This is a genomic window from Phormidesmis priestleyi ULC007, assembly GCF_001895925.1.
Taxonomy (GTDB): Bacteria; Cyanobacteriota; Cyanobacteriia; order Leptolyngbyales; family Leptolyngbyaceae; genus Phormidesmis_A; species Phormidesmis_A priestleyi_A.
In genome coordinates this window covers 40,901-60,895 of record NZ_MPPI01000016.1, presented here as the reverse complement: position 1 = coordinate 60,895, position 19,995 = coordinate 40,901, and the positions used below count along the sequence as shown (strand labels likewise).

Annotated in this window: 23 protein-coding genes; 14 read left to right on the top strand and 9 right to left on the bottom strand. The window is 48.5% G+C overall.

The features are described from left to right. The first annotated feature begins 36 nt into the window (after positions 1-36). A complete protein-coding gene (locus BRW63_RS15130) occupies positions 37-2,787 on the top strand; it encodes an MGH1-like glycoside hydrolase domain-containing protein (protein WP_280523183.1) in 2,751 nt (916 codons plus the stop codon). 178 nt (positions 2,788-2,965) lie between these two features. Further along, the gene (locus tag BRW63_RS15125) at positions 2,966-3,853 is read left to right on the top strand and encodes an SMP-30/gluconolactonase/LRE family protein (protein WP_073072479.1); all 888 of its coding nucleotides are present in this window, start codon (positions 2,966-2,968) and stop codon (positions 3,851-3,853) included. Between the two features lie 71 nt (positions 3,854-3,924). Here BRW63_RS15125 and BRW63_RS15120 read toward each other — a convergent pair whose 3' ends face one another. The 3 genes from BRW63_RS15120 to BRW63_RS15110 form a co-directional block, all read right to left on the bottom strand. Next, on the bottom strand, positions 3,925-4,587 hold the full coding sequence (locus tag BRW63_RS15120) for an alpha/beta hydrolase (RefSeq protein WP_106254047.1): 663 nt from the start codon (positions 4,585-4,587) through the stop codon (positions 3,925-3,927). Between the two features lie 106 nt (positions 4,588-4,693). Continuing rightward, a complete protein-coding gene (locus BRW63_RS15115) occupies positions 4,694-5,416 on the bottom strand; it encodes an alpha/beta hydrolase (protein ID WP_181314405.1) in 723 nt (240 codons plus the stop codon). A gap of 132 nt (positions 5,417-5,548) precedes the next feature. Continuing rightward, entirely contained in the window at positions 5,549-5,911 is a 363-nt protein-coding gene (locus BRW63_RS15110) for a phage holin family protein (RefSeq protein WP_073072473.1), read from the bottom strand. Positions 5,912-6,623: 712 nt separating this feature from the next. On the opposite strand from BRW63_RS15110, the gene BRW63_RS28315 reads away from it, so the two are divergent. The 4 genes from BRW63_RS28315 to BRW63_RS27700 all read left to right on the top strand — a co-directional run bounded on the left by BRW63_RS28315 (position 6,624) and on the right by BRW63_RS27700 (position 9,553). Continuing rightward, the gene (locus BRW63_RS28315) at positions 6,624-6,800 is read left to right on the top strand and encodes a hypothetical protein (protein ID WP_181314404.1); all 177 of its coding nucleotides are present in this window, start codon (positions 6,624-6,626) and stop codon (positions 6,798-6,800) included. Positions 6,801-6,882: 82 nt separating this feature from the next. Next, positions 6,883-7,449 (top strand): SDR family oxidoreductase, encoded by a 567-nt coding sequence (locus tag BRW63_RS15105; RefSeq protein ID WP_083582969.1) that lies wholly within the window; start codon positions 6,883-6,885, stop codon positions 7,447-7,449. Positions 7,450-8,076: 627 nt separating this feature from the next. Beyond that, positions 8,077-8,640, top strand: a complete 564-nt coding sequence (locus BRW63_RS15100) for a hypothetical protein (RefSeq protein ID WP_073072472.1) — start codon at positions 8,077-8,079, stop codon at positions 8,638-8,640. 13 nt (positions 8,641-8,653) lie between these two features. Further along, positions 8,654-9,553 carry an META domain-containing protein gene (locus BRW63_RS27700; protein WP_106254045.1) on the top strand — a complete coding sequence of 300 codons (900 nt, stop codon included), beginning with the start codon at positions 8,654-8,656 and terminating at the stop codon, positions 9,551-9,553. 223 nt (positions 9,554-9,776) lie between these two features. Here BRW63_RS27700 and BRW63_RS15090 read toward each other — a convergent pair whose 3' ends face one another. The 6 genes from BRW63_RS15090 to BRW63_RS15065 form a co-directional block, all read right to left on the bottom strand. Continuing rightward, positions 9,777-10,640, bottom strand: coding sequence for a hypothetical protein (locus tag BRW63_RS15090; RefSeq protein ID WP_073072470.1), 864 nt, complete (start codon positions 10,638-10,640; stop codon positions 9,777-9,779). Positions 10,641-10,775: 135 nt separating this feature from the next. Continuing rightward, positions 10,776-11,153 carry a hypothetical protein gene (locus tag BRW63_RS15085; RefSeq protein WP_073072532.1) on the bottom strand — a complete coding sequence of 126 codons (378 nt, stop codon included), beginning with the start codon at positions 11,151-11,153 and terminating at the stop codon, positions 10,776-10,778. A gap of 58 nt (positions 11,154-11,211) precedes the next feature. Then, a complete protein-coding gene (locus BRW63_RS15080; protein ID WP_073072468.1) occupies positions 11,212-11,565 on the bottom strand; it encodes a helix-turn-helix domain-containing protein in 354 nt (117 codons plus the stop codon). 378 nt (positions 11,566-11,943) lie between these two features. Beyond that, entirely contained in the window at positions 11,944-12,318 is a 375-nt protein-coding gene (locus BRW63_RS15075; protein WP_073072466.1) for a hypothetical protein, read from the bottom strand. A 96-nt stretch (positions 12,319-12,414) separates the two neighbouring features. Continuing rightward, the gene (locus BRW63_RS15070; RefSeq protein ID WP_073072464.1) at positions 12,415-12,681 is read right to left on the bottom strand and encodes a hypothetical protein; all 267 of its coding nucleotides are present in this window, start codon (positions 12,679-12,681) and stop codon (positions 12,415-12,417) included. A gap of 76 nt (positions 12,682-12,757) precedes the next feature. Further along, the gene (locus BRW63_RS15065) at positions 12,758-13,132 is read right to left on the bottom strand and encodes a hypothetical protein (RefSeq protein ID WP_073072462.1); all 375 of its coding nucleotides are present in this window, start codon (positions 13,130-13,132) and stop codon (positions 12,758-12,760) included. Between the two features lie 571 nt (positions 13,133-13,703). Between BRW63_RS15065 and ahcY the strand changes: the two genes are divergently transcribed. The 8 genes from ahcY to BRW63_RS28310 all read left to right on the top strand — a co-directional run bounded on the left by ahcY (position 13,704) and on the right by BRW63_RS28310 (position 19,967). Beyond that, positions 13,704-14,981, top strand: coding sequence for an adenosylhomocysteinase (ahcY, locus tag BRW63_RS15060; protein ID WP_073072460.1), 1,278 nt, complete (start codon positions 13,704-13,706; stop codon positions 14,979-14,981). 159 nt (positions 14,982-15,140) lie between these two features. Next, a complete protein-coding gene (locus tag BRW63_RS28955; protein WP_219898566.1) occupies positions 15,141-15,287 on the top strand; it encodes a hypothetical protein in 147 nt (48 codons plus the stop codon). Positions 15,288-15,299: 12 nt separating this feature from the next. Further along, on the top strand, positions 15,300-15,848 hold the full coding sequence (locus tag BRW63_RS28950) for a glycosyltransferase family 9 protein (protein ID WP_223257393.1): 549 nt from the start codon (positions 15,300-15,302) through the stop codon (positions 15,846-15,848). A 117-nt stretch (positions 15,849-15,965) separates the two neighbouring features. Next, entirely contained in the window at positions 15,966-16,145 is a 180-nt protein-coding gene (locus tag BRW63_RS28945; RefSeq protein WP_219898560.1) for a hypothetical protein, read from the top strand. 131 nt (positions 16,146-16,276) lie between these two features. Further along, the gene (locus tag BRW63_RS15050) at positions 16,277-17,251 is read left to right on the top strand and encodes a phosphate/phosphite/phosphonate ABC transporter substrate-binding protein (protein ID WP_073072454.1); all 975 of its coding nucleotides are present in this window, start codon (positions 16,277-16,279) and stop codon (positions 17,249-17,251) included. 105 nt (positions 17,252-17,356) lie between these two features. Continuing rightward, positions 17,357-18,130: a phosphonate ABC transporter ATP-binding protein gene (locus BRW63_RS15045; protein ID WP_073072453.1), complete on the top strand. Its 774-nt coding sequence runs from the start codon at positions 17,357-17,359 to the stop codon at positions 18,128-18,130. Beyond that, positions 18,127-18,918: a phosphonate ABC transporter, permease protein PhnE gene (gene phnE / locus BRW63_RS15040; protein WP_073072452.1), complete on the top strand. Its 792-nt coding sequence runs from the start codon at positions 18,127-18,129 to the stop codon at positions 18,916-18,918. Before BRW63_RS15045 ends, phnE begins: the two co-directional genes overlap by 4 nt. An 884-nt stretch (positions 18,919-19,802) precedes the next feature. After that, complete coding sequence (locus BRW63_RS28310) at positions 19,803-19,967, top strand: hypothetical protein (protein ID WP_181314403.1); 165 nt, start codon at positions 19,803-19,805, stop codon at positions 19,965-19,967. Positions 19,968-19,995 lie beyond the last annotated feature (28 nt).

Below are 19,995 nucleotides of genomic sequence, written 5' to 3'. Positions count from 1 at the left end.
GTAATGCAGCATCACCTAGATTGAATTCTAATACAAATGTCAGATATTCAGGAGACATCCATGACCGCAGAAGAGCAACGGCTTAAAAAAACCCGCATTGGCGAAGTCGATTGGTATAAATGGGGGCCATATATCAGCGAACGCCAGTGGGGAACGGTGCGCGAAGACTACAGTTCTGACGGAAATGCCTGGAATTATTTCCCGCACGACCATGCGCGATCGCGGGCCTATCGCTGGGGCGAAGACGGACTGGGCGGGATCACCGACAGCCATAACCTGCTCTGCTTTGCGGTAGCACTCTGGAATGGCAAAGACCCCATTATTAAAGAGCGGTTGTTTGGATTGACCAACAGCGAGGGCAATCACGGCGAAGATGTGAAAGAGTACTACTTCTACATCGACAGCACGCCCACTCACTCGTATATGAAGTACCTCTATAAATATCCTCAAGCTGAGTTTCCTTACGATGATTTGGTTGAAACCAACCGCAACCGCAACCGTTATGAATTGGAATATGAGTTACTAGATACGGGCATCTTTGACGACGATCGCTATTTTGACGTGTTTGTGGAATATGCCAAAGCAGATGCTGAAGATGTTTTGATTCAAATCAGCATTGCCAATCGGGGTTCCGAAGCGGCTCCGATTCATGTATTGCCAACTTTGTGGTTTCGTAACACTTGGTCTTGGACGGTGGGTGGAGCCAAGCCCGCACTCACGAAGATCGAAGGAACTGGTAACAGTGTTGTGCATGCCCATATTAACGATACCTTGCTGAATCAATACATCAGTGATTATTATTTCTACTGCGATGGCGTAGCTCCGCTGCTGTTCACAGAAAATGAGACGAACAATCAGCGGCTGTCTGGGACGCTGAATGCCAGTCCTTTTGTCAAAGATGGCATCAACAACGCAATTGTGCATGGACAGCAGGATGCCGTTAATCCCAGCGATGTTGGCACCAAAGTTTCGCCCCATTATGAAATCACAGTCGGGGCTGGAGAGACGAAGGTGATCCGATTGCGCCTTTCAAAACAGGCTCCCGATCAGATCGGTGATCCGTTTAGTGCCTACTTTGATCAACAGTTTGCAGCGCGTCTTAAGGAAGCAGATGAGTTCTATGCGGCTGTGACTCCGCCAGCAGTTTTGGCAGATCGCGATCGCGCCAACGTCATGCGGCAGGCACTAGCTGGAATGATGTGGACGAAACAATACTTCTACTACGACGTGGATCAATGGCTGAGAGAGCGCAATGTGACTCCCTGGTCAGCCCCCGGCAATCGGAAGCACGTGCGGAACAGCGATTGGTTTCACATGTATAACGACGATATCGTTTCCATGCCAGATAAATGGGAATATCCCTGGTATGCTGCCTGGGATCTAGCATTCCATGTGATTCCGATTAGTCTCATTGATCCCGACTTTGCCAAAGATCAACTGATGCTGATGCTGCGGGAAGATTACCTGCATCCCAACGGTCAAATTCCTGCCTATGAATGGAACTTTGGCGATGTGAATCCGCCTGTGCATGCGTTTGCTGCCTGGGAAATTTACACCCGCGATCGCGAACGGAACAACGGTGGGGGGGATACTGAATTCCTCAAATACGCCTTTTCCAAACTGCTGATCAACTTCACCTGGTGGATCAACCGCAAAGATGAAGGCGGCAACAATTTGTTTCAAGGTGGCTTCCTGGGGCTGGATAACATTAGCGTGTTCGATCGCAGTTCGACTTTACCGACGGGCGGGCATCTCGAACAAGCAGACGGCACTGCCTGGATGGCGTTCTTCAGTCAGCGGATGTTCCAGATTGCCATTGAGCTGGCACTCCACGATTCAATCTACGAAGACCTTGCCATCAAGTTTTTTGAACACACGATGTGGATTGCGGGAGCTATGGATCGGATTGGTGACCACCAAGACGAACTATGGGACGAAGAAGATGGCTTCTTCTACGACGTGCTGCGCTTGCCCGATGGCAACTCTACCCGCTTGAAGGTGCGATCGTTGGTCGGTTTGTTGTCACTCATGGCAGTTGCCGTCTTCCCTAGTGAAGCCTTTGAAAAGCTGCCGCGCCTCAAAGAACGGGCACAACTGTTCATTATGCGTCATCCTGAGTTAACTCAAAATACCCATCTACCGATTAAACCCGGTCAGCGAAATCGGCTGATGCTGTCTATCTTGAACGAAGATAAATTGCGCCGCGTTCTCTCCAGAATGCTGGATGAATCCGAGTTCCTCAGCGATTATGGGATTCGCTCCCTTTCTCGCCATCACTTAGAAAACCCCTACTACTATCACGAAGGGCAAGAGTTCAAAGTCGGATATGTTCCGGGTGACTCTACTTCAGGTATGTTCGGCGGCAATTCTAACTGGCGCGGCCCCATTTGGATGCCTGTCAACTTATTGTTAATCCGATCGCTGCTGCAACTCTATAGCTACTACGGCGATGACTTTACCATTGAATACCCCACTGGGTCGGGTGAACACCTATCGCTGTTTGCTGTCACCCAACAAATCAGCGAACGAATTGCGAGCATTTTCCTCAAGGATGAATCGGGTCGCCGCCCGGTCTATGGTGCTGCCGAGAAGTTTCAGACAGACCCTCACTGGCGCGATCTGATTTTGTTCTACGAATATTTCAACGGAGATAACGGGGCAGGAATTGGTGCCAGTCACCAGACTGGATGGACTGGCTGTGTTGCTCGGATTATCCAGGCTTTGGGCTACTTTACTCCAGAAACAGTGATGAATACCGTCACGCCCGGAGAACTGACAAAGTATTAAGGAACGTGGATTTATTAAGGTGCCACTTCTAGCCCTCTTCCCCAGGAGAGGGAACTAGAAACTCTAACTTCCTTCTCCTTGGGGAGAAAGGGAGCAAGATTCAAAGTCCCTCTCCCGCCCTGGGAGAGGGATTTAGAGTGAGGGTCAAAGGTTAATAGTTCGCATAGGTAACAGTTTCATGAGTCAGTCGTCAGTTCAAAATGTACTCACAGCCCGCGCCCGACTGGGAGAATGTCCTGTGTGGGATGCTGCTCACCAACAGCTTTTCTGGGTTGATGTTTATAATCACCGAGTCCACCAGTTTGACCCCGCTACTGGGAACGATCGCTACTTTGATGTGGGTGATTTGGTGAGCGCGATCGCGCTAGCAGGCAACGATCGATTACTGATTGCTCTGCGCGATCGTCTTGCGTTTCTCAACACCCAAACAGGCGAAATTGTTCCCTTCTACCAGATTGAATTTCCCCATCCCAACACCCGTTTTAATGACGGTAAATGTGATTCTCAGGGGCGCTTTTGGATCGGCTCGATCAGCGAAGCACTAGGACAGGCGGCGCTCTATCGCTATGATCTCGATGGTTCACTGCACGTCATGGAAACCGGGCTAACGATTTCCAACGGCTCAGGCTGGAGTCCCGATGAATCAACGTTTTATTTAACCGACTCTGCTCAACACAAAATTTATGCCTATGACTTTGAGGTAGAAACGGGAGCCATTCGCGATCGCCGCGTATTGATTAACCTGACTGATGAAGGCGTAGAACCGGATGGACTCGCGATCGACAAGCAAGGCAATCTCTGGTCTGCTCTCTGGAATGGCTGGTGTGTTGCTTGCTTCAACCCAACCGGGCAGGAAATTTTGCGCGTCAGCGTATCGGTTCAGTGTCCCACTAGTGTTGCGTTTGGGGGCACCGATCTGACCGACCTATATGTTACCTCTGCATCCGTGGGGTTAAGCCAAACTGAAATTCAACAGGGATTCAACGCAGGTGATTTGTTTCGCTTTTCAACCCATTCGATCGGAATGCCTACTCAGCCATTTCTGGATTCTTCAAGGGATTTGTAGGGGCAATCCCCCGTGGTTGCCCAGAGTCTGGGGTAGGCACGGGGGCACTACCCCTACAGTCATATTGAAAACTACTTGCTTGGGGTGCTGCTATCCTCGATCGCTCCAGCTTCGCAGTTACAAAGTGGCTCACTTAAAATCTGCTGAACAACGGCTGACATTGCTTCTAGATAGCCTTCAACCTTCTCGCGGGTGTTCCCAACCTTTTGACCAACTTCGGCAATTTTTTTACCGTCTATGTACACGACCGGGAGCGGGTAGTTTTGCAGAAATTCCAGCAGAGAAACGTAGTTGTCTTCCCTGGCTGATAGAACAAGAGAGGATCTTAGCGATTGAATGGGAGCAACACGGTGGCGATTATAAATAACCTTGCCCATTTGATACAGTACAAACTCTCCGACCAGGGAGTTTGAAGCTCTATCCAGAAATAGAAAATCTACCCGTAGTTTCTTATTCAAAAATGCGCGCAGAACTTCTGGATCTGTTCTGGCAACTCTTAGCTGAAACTGCCGTAGACGACTTAGCTCACCTGTTTCAGCAAAAGTCGTCATATCCTTAACCAAGAACGTTTCCTGGAAGATGCCATAAGTGATCACCACTCGTTCAGCCGCCAGAGTTGGAGTCACATTCCCCAATATTCCGACATTGGCTCCTAGCAGCAAGCCACCACAAAGCCACGCAAACTTTGATACACCCTGAGTGAGTGATCGCTGAAAGAACTGGGGAGACAGCATAAACTTTATTAAAATAAGGGATTGGGAGCGAGTGTAAGTCACAACAACTAACGATCGGTGCCTTCTAATTCGACAGTTGTTGGCTTAGGAGTTGATGTCAAAACACTTACTTGCACTTCACTGCCTTGACCGAAGATGCAGAACTGTCTTTTGCAACCTGATTAGGTTTACCGACTTCTGACTTCGTATCTGATTTTGTAGAAGCGGTTGGGCAATCACACACCAGGTCTTGCAAAAATAGCTTTGCCGTTTCTAGGGCTGGCTGCACCCTCTCAATAAACGCACTCACCCGGTTATATGCTCGTTCCACACGGGGAAGCTGCACCACAACTTCATTCACGGGATAATTTCCAATTACTTCCAGCATGGAAATCCGTTGGTCGTCTTTATGGGAAGCAACCAGTGCAGTTCGCAAGGGTTCTAGGTTATCTGGCACGGTGCTGGAAGTCAGGACATTGTTCAGTTGAAGCAGCACAAAGTCAGCGATCGGATTGTTGAAGTTTCGCTCACTAAAAGGGCGAGTAATCGCAATCTCACGGGTTAGCACTGTGCGGGTTGCCTGTGAAGTGTTGGGGATCTTGGCAAAAAATTCTTGCAAATTTGTCCTTTGCGTTTCACCCGTTTTGACAAAATTCTGGAAATCGCTGAACGGAACAGAGACTCGTGATTCGTTGAATACCAGGGTGACGGTTTCGATCGCGCTGGCACTGGTGCTGAAAGCAACGCTGGCTCCTACAGCCAAAAGAAGGCTTGAACTCAGAAGCTTAATGCCTGACAACCTTTTCATCGGTGTCAATTGAGGTTGTTGGCGCGGAAAGGTGGATACCATAAGTCGATCCTCACTGATGATGAACATGCAAAATGAATACTAGAACCAGCTTGGGTAAAGTTCAATGTTGCAATAGAAAGTCCGATCGCAGTTGAACTATTACCCCATATCTGAAACTTGGGATCGGATCTCTCAAACGGGCACTAAGCCAATCTGACGCAGAATGAAAAACAGGATGGAGTTGACGATTGCTAGAGCGATCGCGCCCAGAATAGCGCTGCCAATGCCCCATCGCAATCGGAACCCTTCTACTAACCAGGCAGACAAACCAAAAACAATGATGCTGCCAATGAGAGGAATTAAGCCCAGACTGAGAACCGCTGGAATTGCCCTCAGCCAGGTGGGAAACAAACTATAGATTCCACTGAATACCCCAATGATCGCACCCGCAATCAGCGCAATGAATGGATTATCAATTTCAACGCCAGTGGGCAATTTAGAGATAATCAATAAACTCAGTGCAGTCACCACTACAGTAATTAGAAAGACAGTCATCAGTTGACTCCTTCGCCTTGGACATAGATTAGGTGGACAAGATACTTTTCACACTGGCTCGTTCCAGTTTGGGATTGTCAGGTGATCGACTGGGTAATTGATTTTGTACAACTACCTTGTTCACCATAGACTCAACCAGTGCAAAAAACGAAGTACGGTAAATTACAAAGAAAGAAGCATGAGCCAGAAAATTGACCTGTTTGAAGTGACAACTGTGTCTGTAATGCAATTGCTTTACTATGTCAGCTTAGTACACTAAAGCACAAGTGCGATACGCTAATTCAGACTTCCTGGAACTTTATTATCTGAAATTAGAGTAATATACAATTCCTGGGATTTCTGAAGTTTTTTTTATTTCGTTATATTCTTGTTGGGTTGCTTAAGTAAGCACTGACGATTTTGCCCCAGTGGATGTGATGTTCTAGACATGTGCTGCGTAACCTGTAAATCCTAATAGAGATGCAGAGTTTCGCGGATCTACTACAGGTCTAGACCATTACCCAATTTGCGATCGACTGAATCTTGTTTTTAATTGAAACGTTCTGTAAGATCAAACTAAATTAATCAAAGCAGATTCATCTCAAAAAACGCTAAATACTGGAGGTGAAAGTTCAATGGTTGCTATTAGTGACTATTTTACAGATTCTCAAGCACAGCTTAATGAGTCGCAGAAAAAACTTACAGAACTCTGGAAGAGTCCCAAGAGCAACTGATGGAGTCGCAGAAAAAGCTTGCTGACACCTGGACTCAAAGCCTTCCTAAAGCGGCAACTCAGGTAAGTTCTTCTGAAACTTTAGATAAAACTCTAAATTTTCAACGAGAACTGATCAATTCTGTGATCAATGCTCAACAGGTGGCAGCACGTTTAACCATTGAAACCCAGAAGTAACTTTGGGATGACTACTTCCAAACAACGCAGAAGATGGGACAGCAGACAAAAAAGCTAGTTAGTAAGTGTTCCTAATGATGTTCTGGCAATTCAAGCCGATGTTACCGATCCCGACTTGATGGCAGAAGTTGTAGAACAGAAATTAGGGCCGATTTACGGAATTGTTGCAAATGCTGGAATTACGCGTGATAACTTTTTTCCTAAATTAGCGATCGATGATTGGGATGCGGTCATCGATACAAACTTGAAGGGAATCTACAACACGCTGAAACCTGTGATCCCCAAAATGTATGACCGACGAGAAGGCTCGATCGTCTGTATCAGTTCGATTTCGGGTGAGCGAGGAAACATTGGACAGACAAACTACGCCGCATCTAAAGCAGGCGCGATCGGTCTGACCAAATCTCTCGCATTAGAAGCGGCACGCTACGGAGTCCGAGCCAATGCTGTGGCACCGGGATTTATCGAGACTGAAATGACTGGAGCAATTCCAGATAAAGTCAAGGAAGAAATCACGGCAGAGATTCCGTTTCGGCGCTTCGGCAAACCAGAAGAGGTTGCTTGGGCAGTCGGTTTTTTGCTGTCACCGATCGCCAGTAGTTTCGTCACTGGCACTGTTCTTCAAGTCAACGGTGGTCATCACACTTAGGATCGTGAATTAAATCATGTCGGTGACGGGTGCGACCTCCATCCGATACATTGGAAAAAACCGATTACCTTTTGCTCCATAAGGGTTTTGAGTGCCTGTAAAATTGATCAATGAATAATCAAAAAGACTACTGTGAAATCGTTCAAAAACCTTATCAGCAGGAGGCTTGAGTCACTTTAGTATCAGGTAGAGGTCGCACCCTCGGTGACTTGCAATGTCAATAGGCACGGCAGTGCCATGCCCCTACATAAATTCTGGTCTTAATTCCGAAAATCCCCTTTCTAATCGGGTTGGGGATCAAACTTCGTGCGTCCTATAAGTTTCTTATCTTTATAGAGTAAGTTGAGAATTGATCTACCATTGCGGTGCATAGGGTGAACTGCAAGCCTTTATTCAGGGTGAGTAACCAGCGGTTACAGATCTTTTATAAAACTGCTCAAGAGTCGGAGTTTTTACGCTTCACTTCTCAAATCGTCAGCGGCTTGTGGTAAAAAGCACTGCCGAATTAAATTACAATTACAGGCTCAAATGCAGCGATCGTACCGTCTAATTTGAGGTGATGTTAATGGGTATCACCCCAGCAAAATTTTTACAGAAAACCCCATTCCATAATTGAGGAGATGCATGATGTTTAAGCAGATTTGTTGTTTGACTGGAGTCACGGCCCTCATAGCAGCCCTGGGGTCATCGTTGCTTTCCGGCGCGAATGCTCAAATCACTGACCAGAAATTTCAGTCGAAACTTGCCCCTTCTAATGTCCCTATAGTGGGACAAGCAACTCCAGGGAATTCACCCCGTCCTGCTGTTCAAACAAATTTCCAGGGCCGAGGAGTGGCTCAGGGTTCTGCTTTTACGAGAGGACGGACTGCAACGACTGTCCTGACCATTGACCGAGATAATTTTGTCTTTGAACTGGCAGAGCCAGGAGGACGAACGGATGCACCCAGAGCACGAGTTCAATATCGGGGTGCAATCATTCGGCAGACAAACAAAACAACCAGTGCGACCTCCGGCGGCTTTACATTAGACGGTCGCGTCAGGAGTTACACCTCTTCTGCCAACCTGCGAGTGCTTAACAACACAACGGGCACTTGTCGGATTGAAGTATTCAACTCCCTCGTGCTCTCTAGTAGTTGCAGAGCTGCGACTGCCGAGAGTTCAACCCAGTTTCTGGGGCTAGAACAATTTTAATCTGGAGTACAAAATGAACTATAAAACTGCATACAGTCAACCATTAGCGGGTTGCATCGCCACTCTGATAGTTGGATCAGTTGGTGTTACGGCGGCAAGCCCCGTAATGGCACAGCCCTTCCCCAAAAAACTGCCTTTTCAAACGGCTCAATCCTCTTCCTTAATCATCGGAAATTGGCGACTGTCAAACATGACAGAATCAAGCGCTCCGACTCCGATGGTTCCCTCGACTGACTTAACCGCAGACTTTGCGGGCGATCGCGTCACGGGTACAGGTGGATGCAATCGCTTTAATGGGGGCTTCCAAACGCGGGGTAATCAATTGAAGATTGGCCCGCTTGCCACCACGTTTAAGGCTTGTGAGGAGCCTCTCATGACCCAGGAGTCGCGATATCTGAAAGCATTACAAGGTGCTCAACGGTATGAGGTAGCTAACCCAGGTCAATTGACTATCTTTTATCGAACCGATCGCGAGTCGGGCACTCTACGCTATCTCTCTCAAAACACCAATCCAGGGAATCCAACTCCTCCTGCTGTGCAAGGAACTTTCCAGGGCAGAGGAGTGGCTCAGGGTTCTGCTTTTACGAGAGGACGAACTGCAACGACTGTCCTGACCATCGATCGAGATAATTTTGGCTTTGAACTCACAGAGCCAGGAGGACGAACGGATGCCCCTAGAGCGCGAGTTCAATATCGGGGTGCAGTGATTCGACGCACCAATGGTTCGGTTCCCAATAGCTTTACATTAGATGGTCGCGTCAGGAGTTACACCTCTTCCGCCAACCTGCGAGTGCTGAACAACACAACTGGCACCTGTCGCATTGAAGTGTTCGACGCGCGCGTCATTTCTAGTAGTTGCAGAGCCGCGACTGCCGAAAGTTCAACCCAGTTTCTGGGGCTAGAACAATTTTAGGGTGATTAACGGTGTTGCAGAATCAGGAATGAAATGGTTGTAGGGGTAGCGCCCCCGTGCCTACCCCTGAGGTCGGGCAACCACGGGGGGATTGCCCCTACCCAAATCATCCCTCTATTCTGCAATACCCAATTAATCAACGATGTGCGATCGCATCAATCAGTCCGGCAAAGCACTATCTTTATACCAATCCTTATCTGACAAGGATTAATAATAAGTGGAGTTATTCCTTGAGGTGGCTGTGCATAACGACAAGGGTTTGCGCTAGATGATTGAGCCGCGTTTCTAAGTCTTGCTTGCGCCCTAAGAGTTGGCGGAGTTTTTGATGACGAGCGATCGCCAGACCTAGACTTGCCACTTGCTCAGAAGGGCAGGGACAAGACCACAACTGTCCATCCGGGTTAAGACCACAGAGCCGATAGCCAGTGCGGGGTGATTCACAAGCGACGGGCTGGTTTTGGGGATCTTGAGTCGAGCAAATTTCTTCAACATAGTCCATCAACCGATCGACTTCGGCGTGTCGCAACACCGACGAGTCAACCTCTGGTTCGCGGGAGTGAGATTCTAGCCAGCCATCAACGATCGGCCCTTCTAGATATAAATCTTGAATTTGCCGCAAAATCTGGTGTAACTCAGTTTGCCACCCTTCCACGATCGTTTGAATTTCAATCAGCAGATTGGTCGCTAGAGCTGGGTTTGCCCCATTTCGATGGCTGCTAAAACTAGGTGCTTTGAGTTTAGGCAGATTGGGAATTTTTGCCTCAGTTTCTTCGACCGAAAAAGGTTGGACAAAAACTTTCAATGGCTCTAGGGTCGGGGCTGGCATCGCTGGAGCCGGATCAGTCACGGCGGGAGCAAGCTGCCTAACGATCTGAGAGTCATCGATCGTCGCAGGTTGAGGCGAAGCAACAACTTTTGCAGAACTGACTTTTGCAGTCTTGGGCTGCAATTCAAAAGACACTGACTTAATCGCTGAAGCGGATGAGCCAGAACGAGTCGAAGCAGGATTATCGCTCGGAGCCAACACCGTTGCGGTGCGATCGATCTGGTGCAGTGTCTCTTCGATTCGTCTCAGTTCTCTTTTCATAGTCGCCTCAAACCACTCACAAAAGTCTTAGAGATGCAGCGCTCTGACGCATCTCAGAATTTTCGCCCTGTTTTGTGACTCATTGTAGCGGCGAAATTGTAGAAGGCAACTATTTTCTGAGATTGTAACTAAGATTTAAACCTTTTCTGCTAGAGGCTGACAAAAGTTTTGCACTCCTGACTTTAAAACATAGAGCGCGACGGGAGTCACCAACTTAGCAGGAATTTCGGTGCTTGCCGAGATCGCATCCACAACCGCTCCACTTAGCCCATCTTCTAAACTCTCCTGCAAATCAGCGTGGCAAAGCACATGTCGCCAGCGTTTTGCTAATCCTTCGATCCAGCGATCGTTGGTGTCAGGCTCTTGCCCTGAGCGAATAGCTAGAGCGATCGCAGCGTCTTCTAAATCGCCATCACAGTCTTCAATGACTCTCAGGGCATCTAGAGCCGCCGCGTGATCAAAAAGTTCGGCTCGATATTGCTCAAGCTCTTGGGGCGTAATAATAATTCTCATCAGGGCTGCAATGGTCAATAGGGGAAATTTTAGCACTCTTGCTCAAAATGCAAGCGAGTTAATCAGAAAGGTCTAATCGATCGCTAATTTCTGCCAAGGCTGAGGAGAGATCTGCGATCGTCGATTTCATCTCTGCCACATCGCCGCCTAACTGATCTAATCGAGTTTCTACGATTTTGAGATCAGTGGTTTGATTGGTTTGCCATAGAGAGCATTTCAGAGCGGTTAGAATTTTCTCAACCGTTGAGAAGTTTGGGTCATAAGACGGATCGTTTAAGATGCGACTGATTTGCTGAGTGTAACCCAAGGCACTTCCGCCATGTTCTTTAGCAATTTCAGCAGAGATTTTGCGAATGCTCATTCCCTGCGTTTTCATTAACTCGCGAATCACATCTACCATTTGTTCTTGCATAAATGTGCCAATTTCTACTAGTCTTCATTAAGAACTTGAATCAATTAAGTGACCTTCACCTTGAGCGGGGGTCATTTTTTTGTAGATCATCTCTCTATAAATAAAAAATGTCAGTTCGACGAGTTTTTCGCTTCGTTGTCAGCGGCTTCTGCCCCCTAAATCCCCCATTCTGGGGGACTTTGAATCAGAGTTTTGGGCTTAAAGTCCCCCAAAGTTGGGGGATTTAGGGGGCGAAGATCTCGGCAATGACGAATCGAGAGATTTGTGCGTCCACCCAAGCACCTTGGGTGGGGGTCATTTTTTTTGTAGATCATCTCTCTACAAAAAAGCAGTAGAACCGATTTGCTCTACTGCTTTTAGTGATTTAGTCGTGAGTCACTATAACCCAACGAGTTCACGAGACTCTAGACCTGTAAGTTGTTGAGCGATCGTCAGTCGGGTTTCTAGCTTGGCGACGCTAAACTCATTTCGCAAGTGTTCTAGATGAGCCAGGGCGTTGGCTTTTTCGGTGGCGGCCCGGTTGAGGGCATCGATCGCGTGAGAATATTCGTGGTTGACTTGCAAAACCTCAAAACGGCGGGCTTTGCGCTGGTTGTCATTTTTAAGGGCGGTTTCAAAGGCGACGACCATATCGGCATTGCCTTCGAGTCGAGCCAGGTGCTGACGAATCTCAGCAATGTTTTGCTCTAGCTCATTGACGTGTTGGGCAGCTTGCGCGATCGCGGCGGGATATTGACCTAAACGCAGTTTCATATCTGACATTCCTTGAAGACGGTGGAGTAGCCAGTAGCCAAATCAGTCACCCCAGACTGAGACTACGAACGACAAAATGGGAACCGCACGAGAACCTTAGGCAACCAGTTCTTGCAGTTGGGGCAGAGCGGTTCGGGTGGGCAACTCGTGGGCAGGAGCCGATTGAGATTGAGGGCCTGTTTGCTCTAAAACGGTGACTTCGAGATTGACGGCAACCAGATAAGAGCCAGGTTGCTCACCGACAGCTTCAGCAATTAAGTCAGCAAAGGCGGGTCGATCGGCGGTGATCGGGTCACGCAGCGAACATCGATCCCACTCATATTTGGCAGCAGGGTCAAGGTGCAGAATGTAGTGTTTCGTCATAGGGTAAGAACTTGAATCATTTGTACTATTGTAGTGAAAATCCACGACAGTTGCAACCTGAAAATCAGGGAAATCATTAGGCGACGAGACGGGTGAGCGATCGCTGATTTTGATTGCGACTAGGGCTAGAATGAGCTTTGTCAGAGGCGATTTGCTTCTGGTCTAATCGATCCCAATAAGCGAGGGTCTTGGCAATACCAGGGTTTCCAGAGAGTTTGATTTCGTGAGGAAACTGAGTCAGCATTTCGCTCTGCTGCAATTGAAATAAATAGCCAGAACTCGCCAAAGAATGGGCAAATTTTTGAGCTTGGCTGATTTTTTCAAAGCCAAAATAGCAAGTCTCTCGAAGCTTTGCAGCTTTTTGAAACGGCGTTCTGACCACTAAAACTCTAGGAGAAAGATATTGACCGACTCGTCCTTTACCCAGTGAAAAGAATCGACCCGTTTGCATGGTGTATATTGACGTTTGAGTTTTGAATGCTGAGGGGATAAATCTCTTAACTCTATTGTAGTTGATTGTCACTACGGTTGTGGTCATTCTGGGGAGTGAAATCGTCTACCCGATCGGTCTAAAGCATCTAAATCCGTTGATCTAATTATAGTAAATTTGTACCTGCGTCCGTGTGGCTCCTGTCGGTGTGAAGAAAGCTTAATATTTACGAAGAATTTATGAGGTGAGCGTGAATAACCGAGCAAAATTTCCCGGCTTGACTTGACTTATTGCGAAAACTCGGTAAACCTAAGAGCAAAGACACTCTCTCAGTAAGGGCAGCTTTCATACGGGCTAGCATACGGACTAGTCAGGTTGAAAGCGATCGTCCTAGCCAAGAGAGTCTATAGCCGTGAATAAACTCGCCGCTATCCCTCAGCTCAATCACAGTTGGATTGGTAACAGAAGCCTCTGCAGGAATGAAAACTGTTTGAACTTGGGTGGAATTGGTCTGAAGATTGCACGTTACTTTTTTGGAGAGATCAAAAATCTCTCTCAGTCCACTATTGATTTACTCTGAGGAAACACGTTCATGACTGCAACTCCCGTTCGGTTGAAGTACGAAGTCAAAGATCTAGCACTTGCGCCTATGGGCAAACAGCGCATTGAGTGGGCTGGGCGCGAAATGCCTGTGTTGGCTCAAATTCGCGATCGCTTCGCCAAAGAGCAGCCATTTGCGGGCATCAAGATTTCTGCTTGCTGCCACGTAACGACTGAAACGGCTCATTTGGCGATCGCGCTGAAAGCAGGTGGGGCTGATGCGATTCTGATTGCCAGCAACCCGCTGTCTACTCAAGATGATGTGGCGGCAAGCTTAGTCGCTGATTATGGAATTCCCGTTTACGCGGTCAAAGGCGAAGATAACGATACCTATCACCGCCACGTTCAAATCGCCTTGGATCACCGTCCCAACATCATCATTGATGACGGCTGCGATGTCGTTGCAACCTTGGTTCAGCAACGTAAACATCAACTCCCTGACCTGATTGGCACCACCGAAGAAACCACCACCGGAATTGTGCGTTTGCGTGCCATGCTCCGAGATGGTGCGCTGACCTTCCCGGCGATCAACGTCAACGATGCTGAAACCAAGCACTTTTTTGATAACCGCTACGGCACGGGTCAATCGACTTTGGATGGCATCATCCGCGCCACTAACATTCTATTAGCAGGCAAAACCATTGTGGTTGCTGGCTATGGCTGGTGTGGTAAAGGAACGTCAATGCGGGCGCGGGGCATGGGCGCAAATGTGATTGTCACTGAGATCAACCCGGTGGCAGCGATCGAAGCCGTAATGGATGGCTTCCAAGTCATGCCGATGGATGAAGCGGCAAAGCGAGGCGATATTTTCGTCACCGTCACGGGCAATAAAGGCGTGATTCGCGGCGAACACTTTGACTCGATGAAAGATGGCGCGATCGTCTGCAACTCTGGTCACTTTGACATCGAGATTGACCTGGAAGCCTTAAAGGGACGCGCTAGCGAAGTTAAGACTGTTCGCACCTTTACCGAAGAATATAAGCTCAAGAGCGGCAAATCTGTGATCGTTTTGGGTGAAGGTCGCCTCGTCAACTTGGCGGCGGCTGAAGGGCACCCCAGCGCGGTGATGGACATGAGCTTTGCCAACCAGGCGATGGGCGCTGAATATCTGGTCAAAAACAAAGGCAAGCTCGAACCCGGTGTCTATTCGATTCCGGTAGAAGCGGATCAAGAAATTGCGCGGTTGAAGCTGCAAGCGATGGGCTTCACGATCGATGCGCTCAACGCCGATCAAATCCAGTATGTCAACTCCTGGACTTCTGGCACCTAAGCCTAGCTAGGTTTTGAGCCATCCAGACCTCCGACTCTTTAAAGAAGTCGGAGGTCTTTGCGTTCGTGGATTTGAGAGAGGCTGCATGAATCGCATTCTGTTTGTTGAACTATTGGGAGGATTGGCGACGTTTTAATCGCTTTACCTGCTATTCAAGCCTTGGGACGATCGTACCCCGATGCAACTTTAACCGTTCTGACGTTTTCACCAGGGGGAGATCTGCTCAAAGCTGACCCGTTGATTGAGTATGTTGAGATTGCTCAAAAGGGTCAATTAAAGCAGGCGATCGCAACACTTCACAGCTAACAAAAGTATGATTTGATTGTTTCTGATACTAATTACGATCGCGTTGATCAGATCATTCATCAGAGTGGTGCTACTCGCGTCGTCACAAATTTATGGCGATCGCCATCTGATGATCAATTTGTCAGCGATCGCTTTATTAAAATTCTGTTGAGTGAAGGATTGATTTGTGCCGATGCGATCGCGGCTCCTCAGTTGTATATAACCCAACAAGAACAGCAGGACGCACAAGAAAAATTAGGGGACTTTAAACCCCAGATCGTTGTTCTCTATCGCGATTCGGGGATGCAGATCAAGCAATGGTCAACTGAGAAGTTTATTCGATTAGGGCAAGAGTTACAGAAAACATTGAACGCCGCGATCGTGGTGCCGATCGGCTCAGATTCTAATCAGGTGACAGAACTGGTGGAATCGATCGGAGGAACTGCCCAGATCTGGCAACCGGGGACACTGACAGAACTTGCTGCGATGCTGTCTCAGTCAGATTTGACGATTGCCTCAGACACGGGTTCGGCTCGGATCGCAGCCGCAGTCGGCACCCCGACCATTAGACCTCCTGCATGAATAAAATTCTCGACGTAACCCACCCTGCGATCTTAGGGGGCGTTCCCGGATTCGTGCAGGAGGTCTATTACTTTATTTGGGCCTTCCTGGTATGGTCAACCCGCGCCGCATATTAACGTGCAGGGCTACCCAGAGTGCCCAGAGCGGGTGATTCAAAACTTTACGATGCAGCGCTGTTGGTATGACGGGACGTGCCCCTTTGAGCAGTGGAATACGTGCTTGGACGAGATTTCTGTCGATCGAGTGATGGCAATCTGCGTCTCGTTGCTCAAAGCTCATAGCCAGCGTTTGATATAACCCGCATGACTTTGGTAAATCTGTCTGCAACAACTTATTGACTTTGGTTCTCATAAGCCTTTACAATCTCTTTGACTTACTGATAATTGCTTCTAATAAAGGCGTTTTTCACTTAAACTCGGACTCGTGTAATGAAATCAAATCGAACTGCAAGTTTTAACCTCAGTGCTGCATTTCTAGCCTTGACTACCACCTTTATTAGCGCGTGCAGTACTCAGCCTCCGACCTCCTCAAACCCAGTGGCTGCAACTCAAGGACAAACTGCCTCTGCTAACTCCTTGAATCAGTTGCGAGTTGTCTTTCCAAGTCGGTCTGGGGCAACCGAGGTACAAACCAAAGCCAACGCGATCGCCGCTCTCTTATCAACTGAACTGAAAATGCCTGTGATCGCCGTGATTGGTGATGATACTGCCGCCGTCGAAGCGCTGAAAGCCGAGCAAGCGGAAGTGGCATTTCTCAGCAGCCGTTCGGCGCTCAAAGCGGAACAGTTAGCAGGTTCTCGGCTTTATTTAGCTGAAGTGCGCCCCGATTATTCTGGAGGACATACCTACCGATCGGTGTTCGTCGTGCGAAATGACAGCCCCCTGCAAAGCAAAGACGATGCCAAGCAAAATCTAGAGCAACTGCGCGGTAAGAAAATCGCCTTCACCTCGCCGACTTCTGGATCGGGCTTCATTTTTCCGGTCGGTGATTTGGTGAAACAAGGGCTGGTTGAAAACCGCGATCGCGTCAAAGAATTTTTTGGCGAAGTCACTTATGGCAACAACTACGCGGGAGCGCTGCAAGCCGTTTTGAAAGGACAAGCAGAGGTCGCCGCTGTATCGGAATATGCGCTCAAGGCTCCCTATATCACGCCTGCGGAAAGTCAGCAGCTTAGAATTCTTCATGCGATTTCAGGAGTTCCGGCGCATGGAGTTGCGATCGACGATCGAGTTCCCGCCGATCTGCGCGGTCGTGTGATGAGTGCGTTACAAAAACTCAATGAGCCAGCTAACAATGCGTTGCTAAAAGATCTGTATAACTCAACTGAGTTAGTGAGCATTGACCATACGCGTCATTTGGCTCCGATGCAAAATGCGCTAAAACAAGCAGGAATGGAGCCTTAAAGCCATCAGCATCACTGAGTAGAGGAATGATTTGGGTAGGGGCCAGGCCCCTACCGTCGTTTCATCCCCATTCTGCAACGCCAAATAATCGTCAGTCGGTCAATCATGCATCAACGTTCTCAGCCGTCCTATACCGCTTCAGTCCATCCTGCGATCGTGTGCGTTGATCTCCAAACGGCTTATTTGCCGTCTTTGCGCCGATCGGCTCTGCAAGGTGTCACTTGCACCATTCAGCCAGGAGAATTTGTTGCGGTTTTGGGCTTAAATGGCGCAGGCAAGTCAACCTGGCTACAATCTCTCCTGGGTCTAGTGCCGATTCAATCAGGATCGGCTCATGTGCATTACACTCCAATTCAAGCGGCAACGATTCCTCAAATTCGACGAGAGATTGGCATATTGTTTCAAGGAGGTGGACTTGTGCCTCAACTGACGGCGCTTGACAATGTGCTGTGCGGGCGATTGGGGCAACGATCGTCGTGGCAAACACTATTTGGATTTGATTCGCGCGATCGCGCCCAAGCATCCCAACTTCTGCATCAGTTTGGACTGCGCGACTCTGCCCATCAAATTACGCGCCGATTGAGCGGCGGACAACGGCAACGAGTGGCGATCGCCCGCCTGCTGATGCAGTCTCCCTCGATTCTTTTGCTAGATGAACCAACCGCCGGACTTGATGTGTTAGCCACGCGGCACGTAATGGAACTGTTGGCCCAATTGAATCATCAAGGCATGACCATAATTAGTGTCTTGCACGACCTCGCGATCGCTCAAACTTATGCCCGACGTGCCTTAATTTTTGAAGCAGGACGAATTCTTTATGACGGCGACTGTCACAACCTGGCTGTCCACTTTAAAACTGCTGAACAGGTTGAGCGATGAAAGACGTTCGGGTAAAGTTTCGCTGGATTGTGTCTAAAAGCAAGCTCTTTATGATCCTTGCGGCACTGGTTCTAGTGTATGGATGGGCACTGCAAGGATTAAAAATTAATGGAACGCTGCTGCAAAAAAGCGTTCCTCATATGATCGACTTTATTTATCGTCTGTTTCCGCCCGACTTAAGCGTCACTGATGTGGCGATTCGAGCGCTGATTGAGACGGTGCAAATGTCGCTTTGGGGAACGACGATCGGCGCAGTTTTGTCAGTTCCGATCGCGGTTTTGTCGGCTCAAAATCTTACCCCTGATTGGCTGCGCTGGAGTGCAACCTTGCTGCAAAATGCTGTGCGAACTGTTCCCTCAATTGTATTGGGACTCTTCTTTGTGTCGGCTACCGGGCTAGGAGCGACTGCTGGAACATTAGCGCTGTCAATCTATACGATTGGCTATTTAGCAAAATTTTATCAAGAAGCGATCGAAGCAGTTGATCCAGAATCCATCAAAGCGCTGCAAGTGGGCGGTGCCTCATGGAGCCAAGTTGCTCAGTATGGCATCTTGCCGCAAGTGCTGCCGCTCGGATTAGGATATACCCTTTATATGTTTGAGTACAATATCCGCTCTGCCTCGGTTTTAGGCGTTGTTGGTGCGGGGGGAATCGGCTTTGAGTTGGTCAACTATATTCGTGGGTTTGAATACTCTAAAGCGACAACCATGATGCTCTTGCTGCTGCTCGTCGTGACCAGCATTGACTTTCTCAGCAGCCACCTGCGCCACCAGCTAGAGAAACTCTAAGGAACGTGGATTTATTAAGGTGTAACTTCTCGCCCTCTCCCTCAGGAGTTACGGTGTACACCAATCTTTGTCGCTGCGTTTGGGTCGGCTTTTGCCCCCTAAATCCCCCATTCTGGGGGACTTTGAGCTAAGACTCTGGTTTCAAAGTCCCTCACTCGTGGGGGATTTAGGGGGCAAAAGTCTCGGCGATGACAAATCAGAGGACTTTTACAGGTTATTTAATCCACGATCCTAAGGATCTTAAGTTTAGACCTCCTGCACGAATAGTTAAAGCCCTCCTCACGAAGTGGGGCAAAGCCCTCGCCAACCCTAAATCCTCCAATTCTGGGGGACTTTAAGATTCTGGTTCCCCTCAAACTTGGGGGCTAGGGGGGCAATTCATATTTGCATTCAGGAACGCCCAACATTCATCACTGCGAAGAGGACACCAAAAGACTCGTGGGAGAAATGCAATCGTCCGCGATCGAGATGCAAAGACTCGTCGATGAGGCGTAGAGACTCGTGAACTCAGTGCAACCCCTCACGACCCAAATGCCAAGAGTCGGAAGCGATCATCAAAGACCCACGATCGACCATAAACGGCTTGTAGGAGATGATGAAAGACTCCTAGGAGAAGTCCGTTCGTCGCTTCGTTTCAGTCGGCTTCAGCCCCCTAAATCCCCCATTCTGGGGGACTTTGAGCTAAGACTCTAGTTTCAAAGTCTCCCACTCGTGGGGGATTTAGGAGGCAAAGATCTCAGCGATGACAAATCAAAGGACTTGTGGGCATACCCTACCGCTTTACGTTGGGTCTTTGATTGCCAAGTTAATAGCTAGGCAACCCACCAAAGCAGACGACTCAAAGGAAAGATGCGATGAATTCGTCTTAAAGCTATCGTGAAAAGATGAATCAGACATCGCCACTTAAACGCTATCTGCGGGGCGTTTCTCAATCTCTCTCAATTTTTCAATATTGCGGACGCGCGATCGCGCTGGTTTGGAGTACCGATCGTCGTCTCACTCTATTCCTCGCCAGTGAAATAGGCGTTACGGAAGCGAAACCAAGGTAGGAAAGTATTAGCCCTCACTAACCTGTTG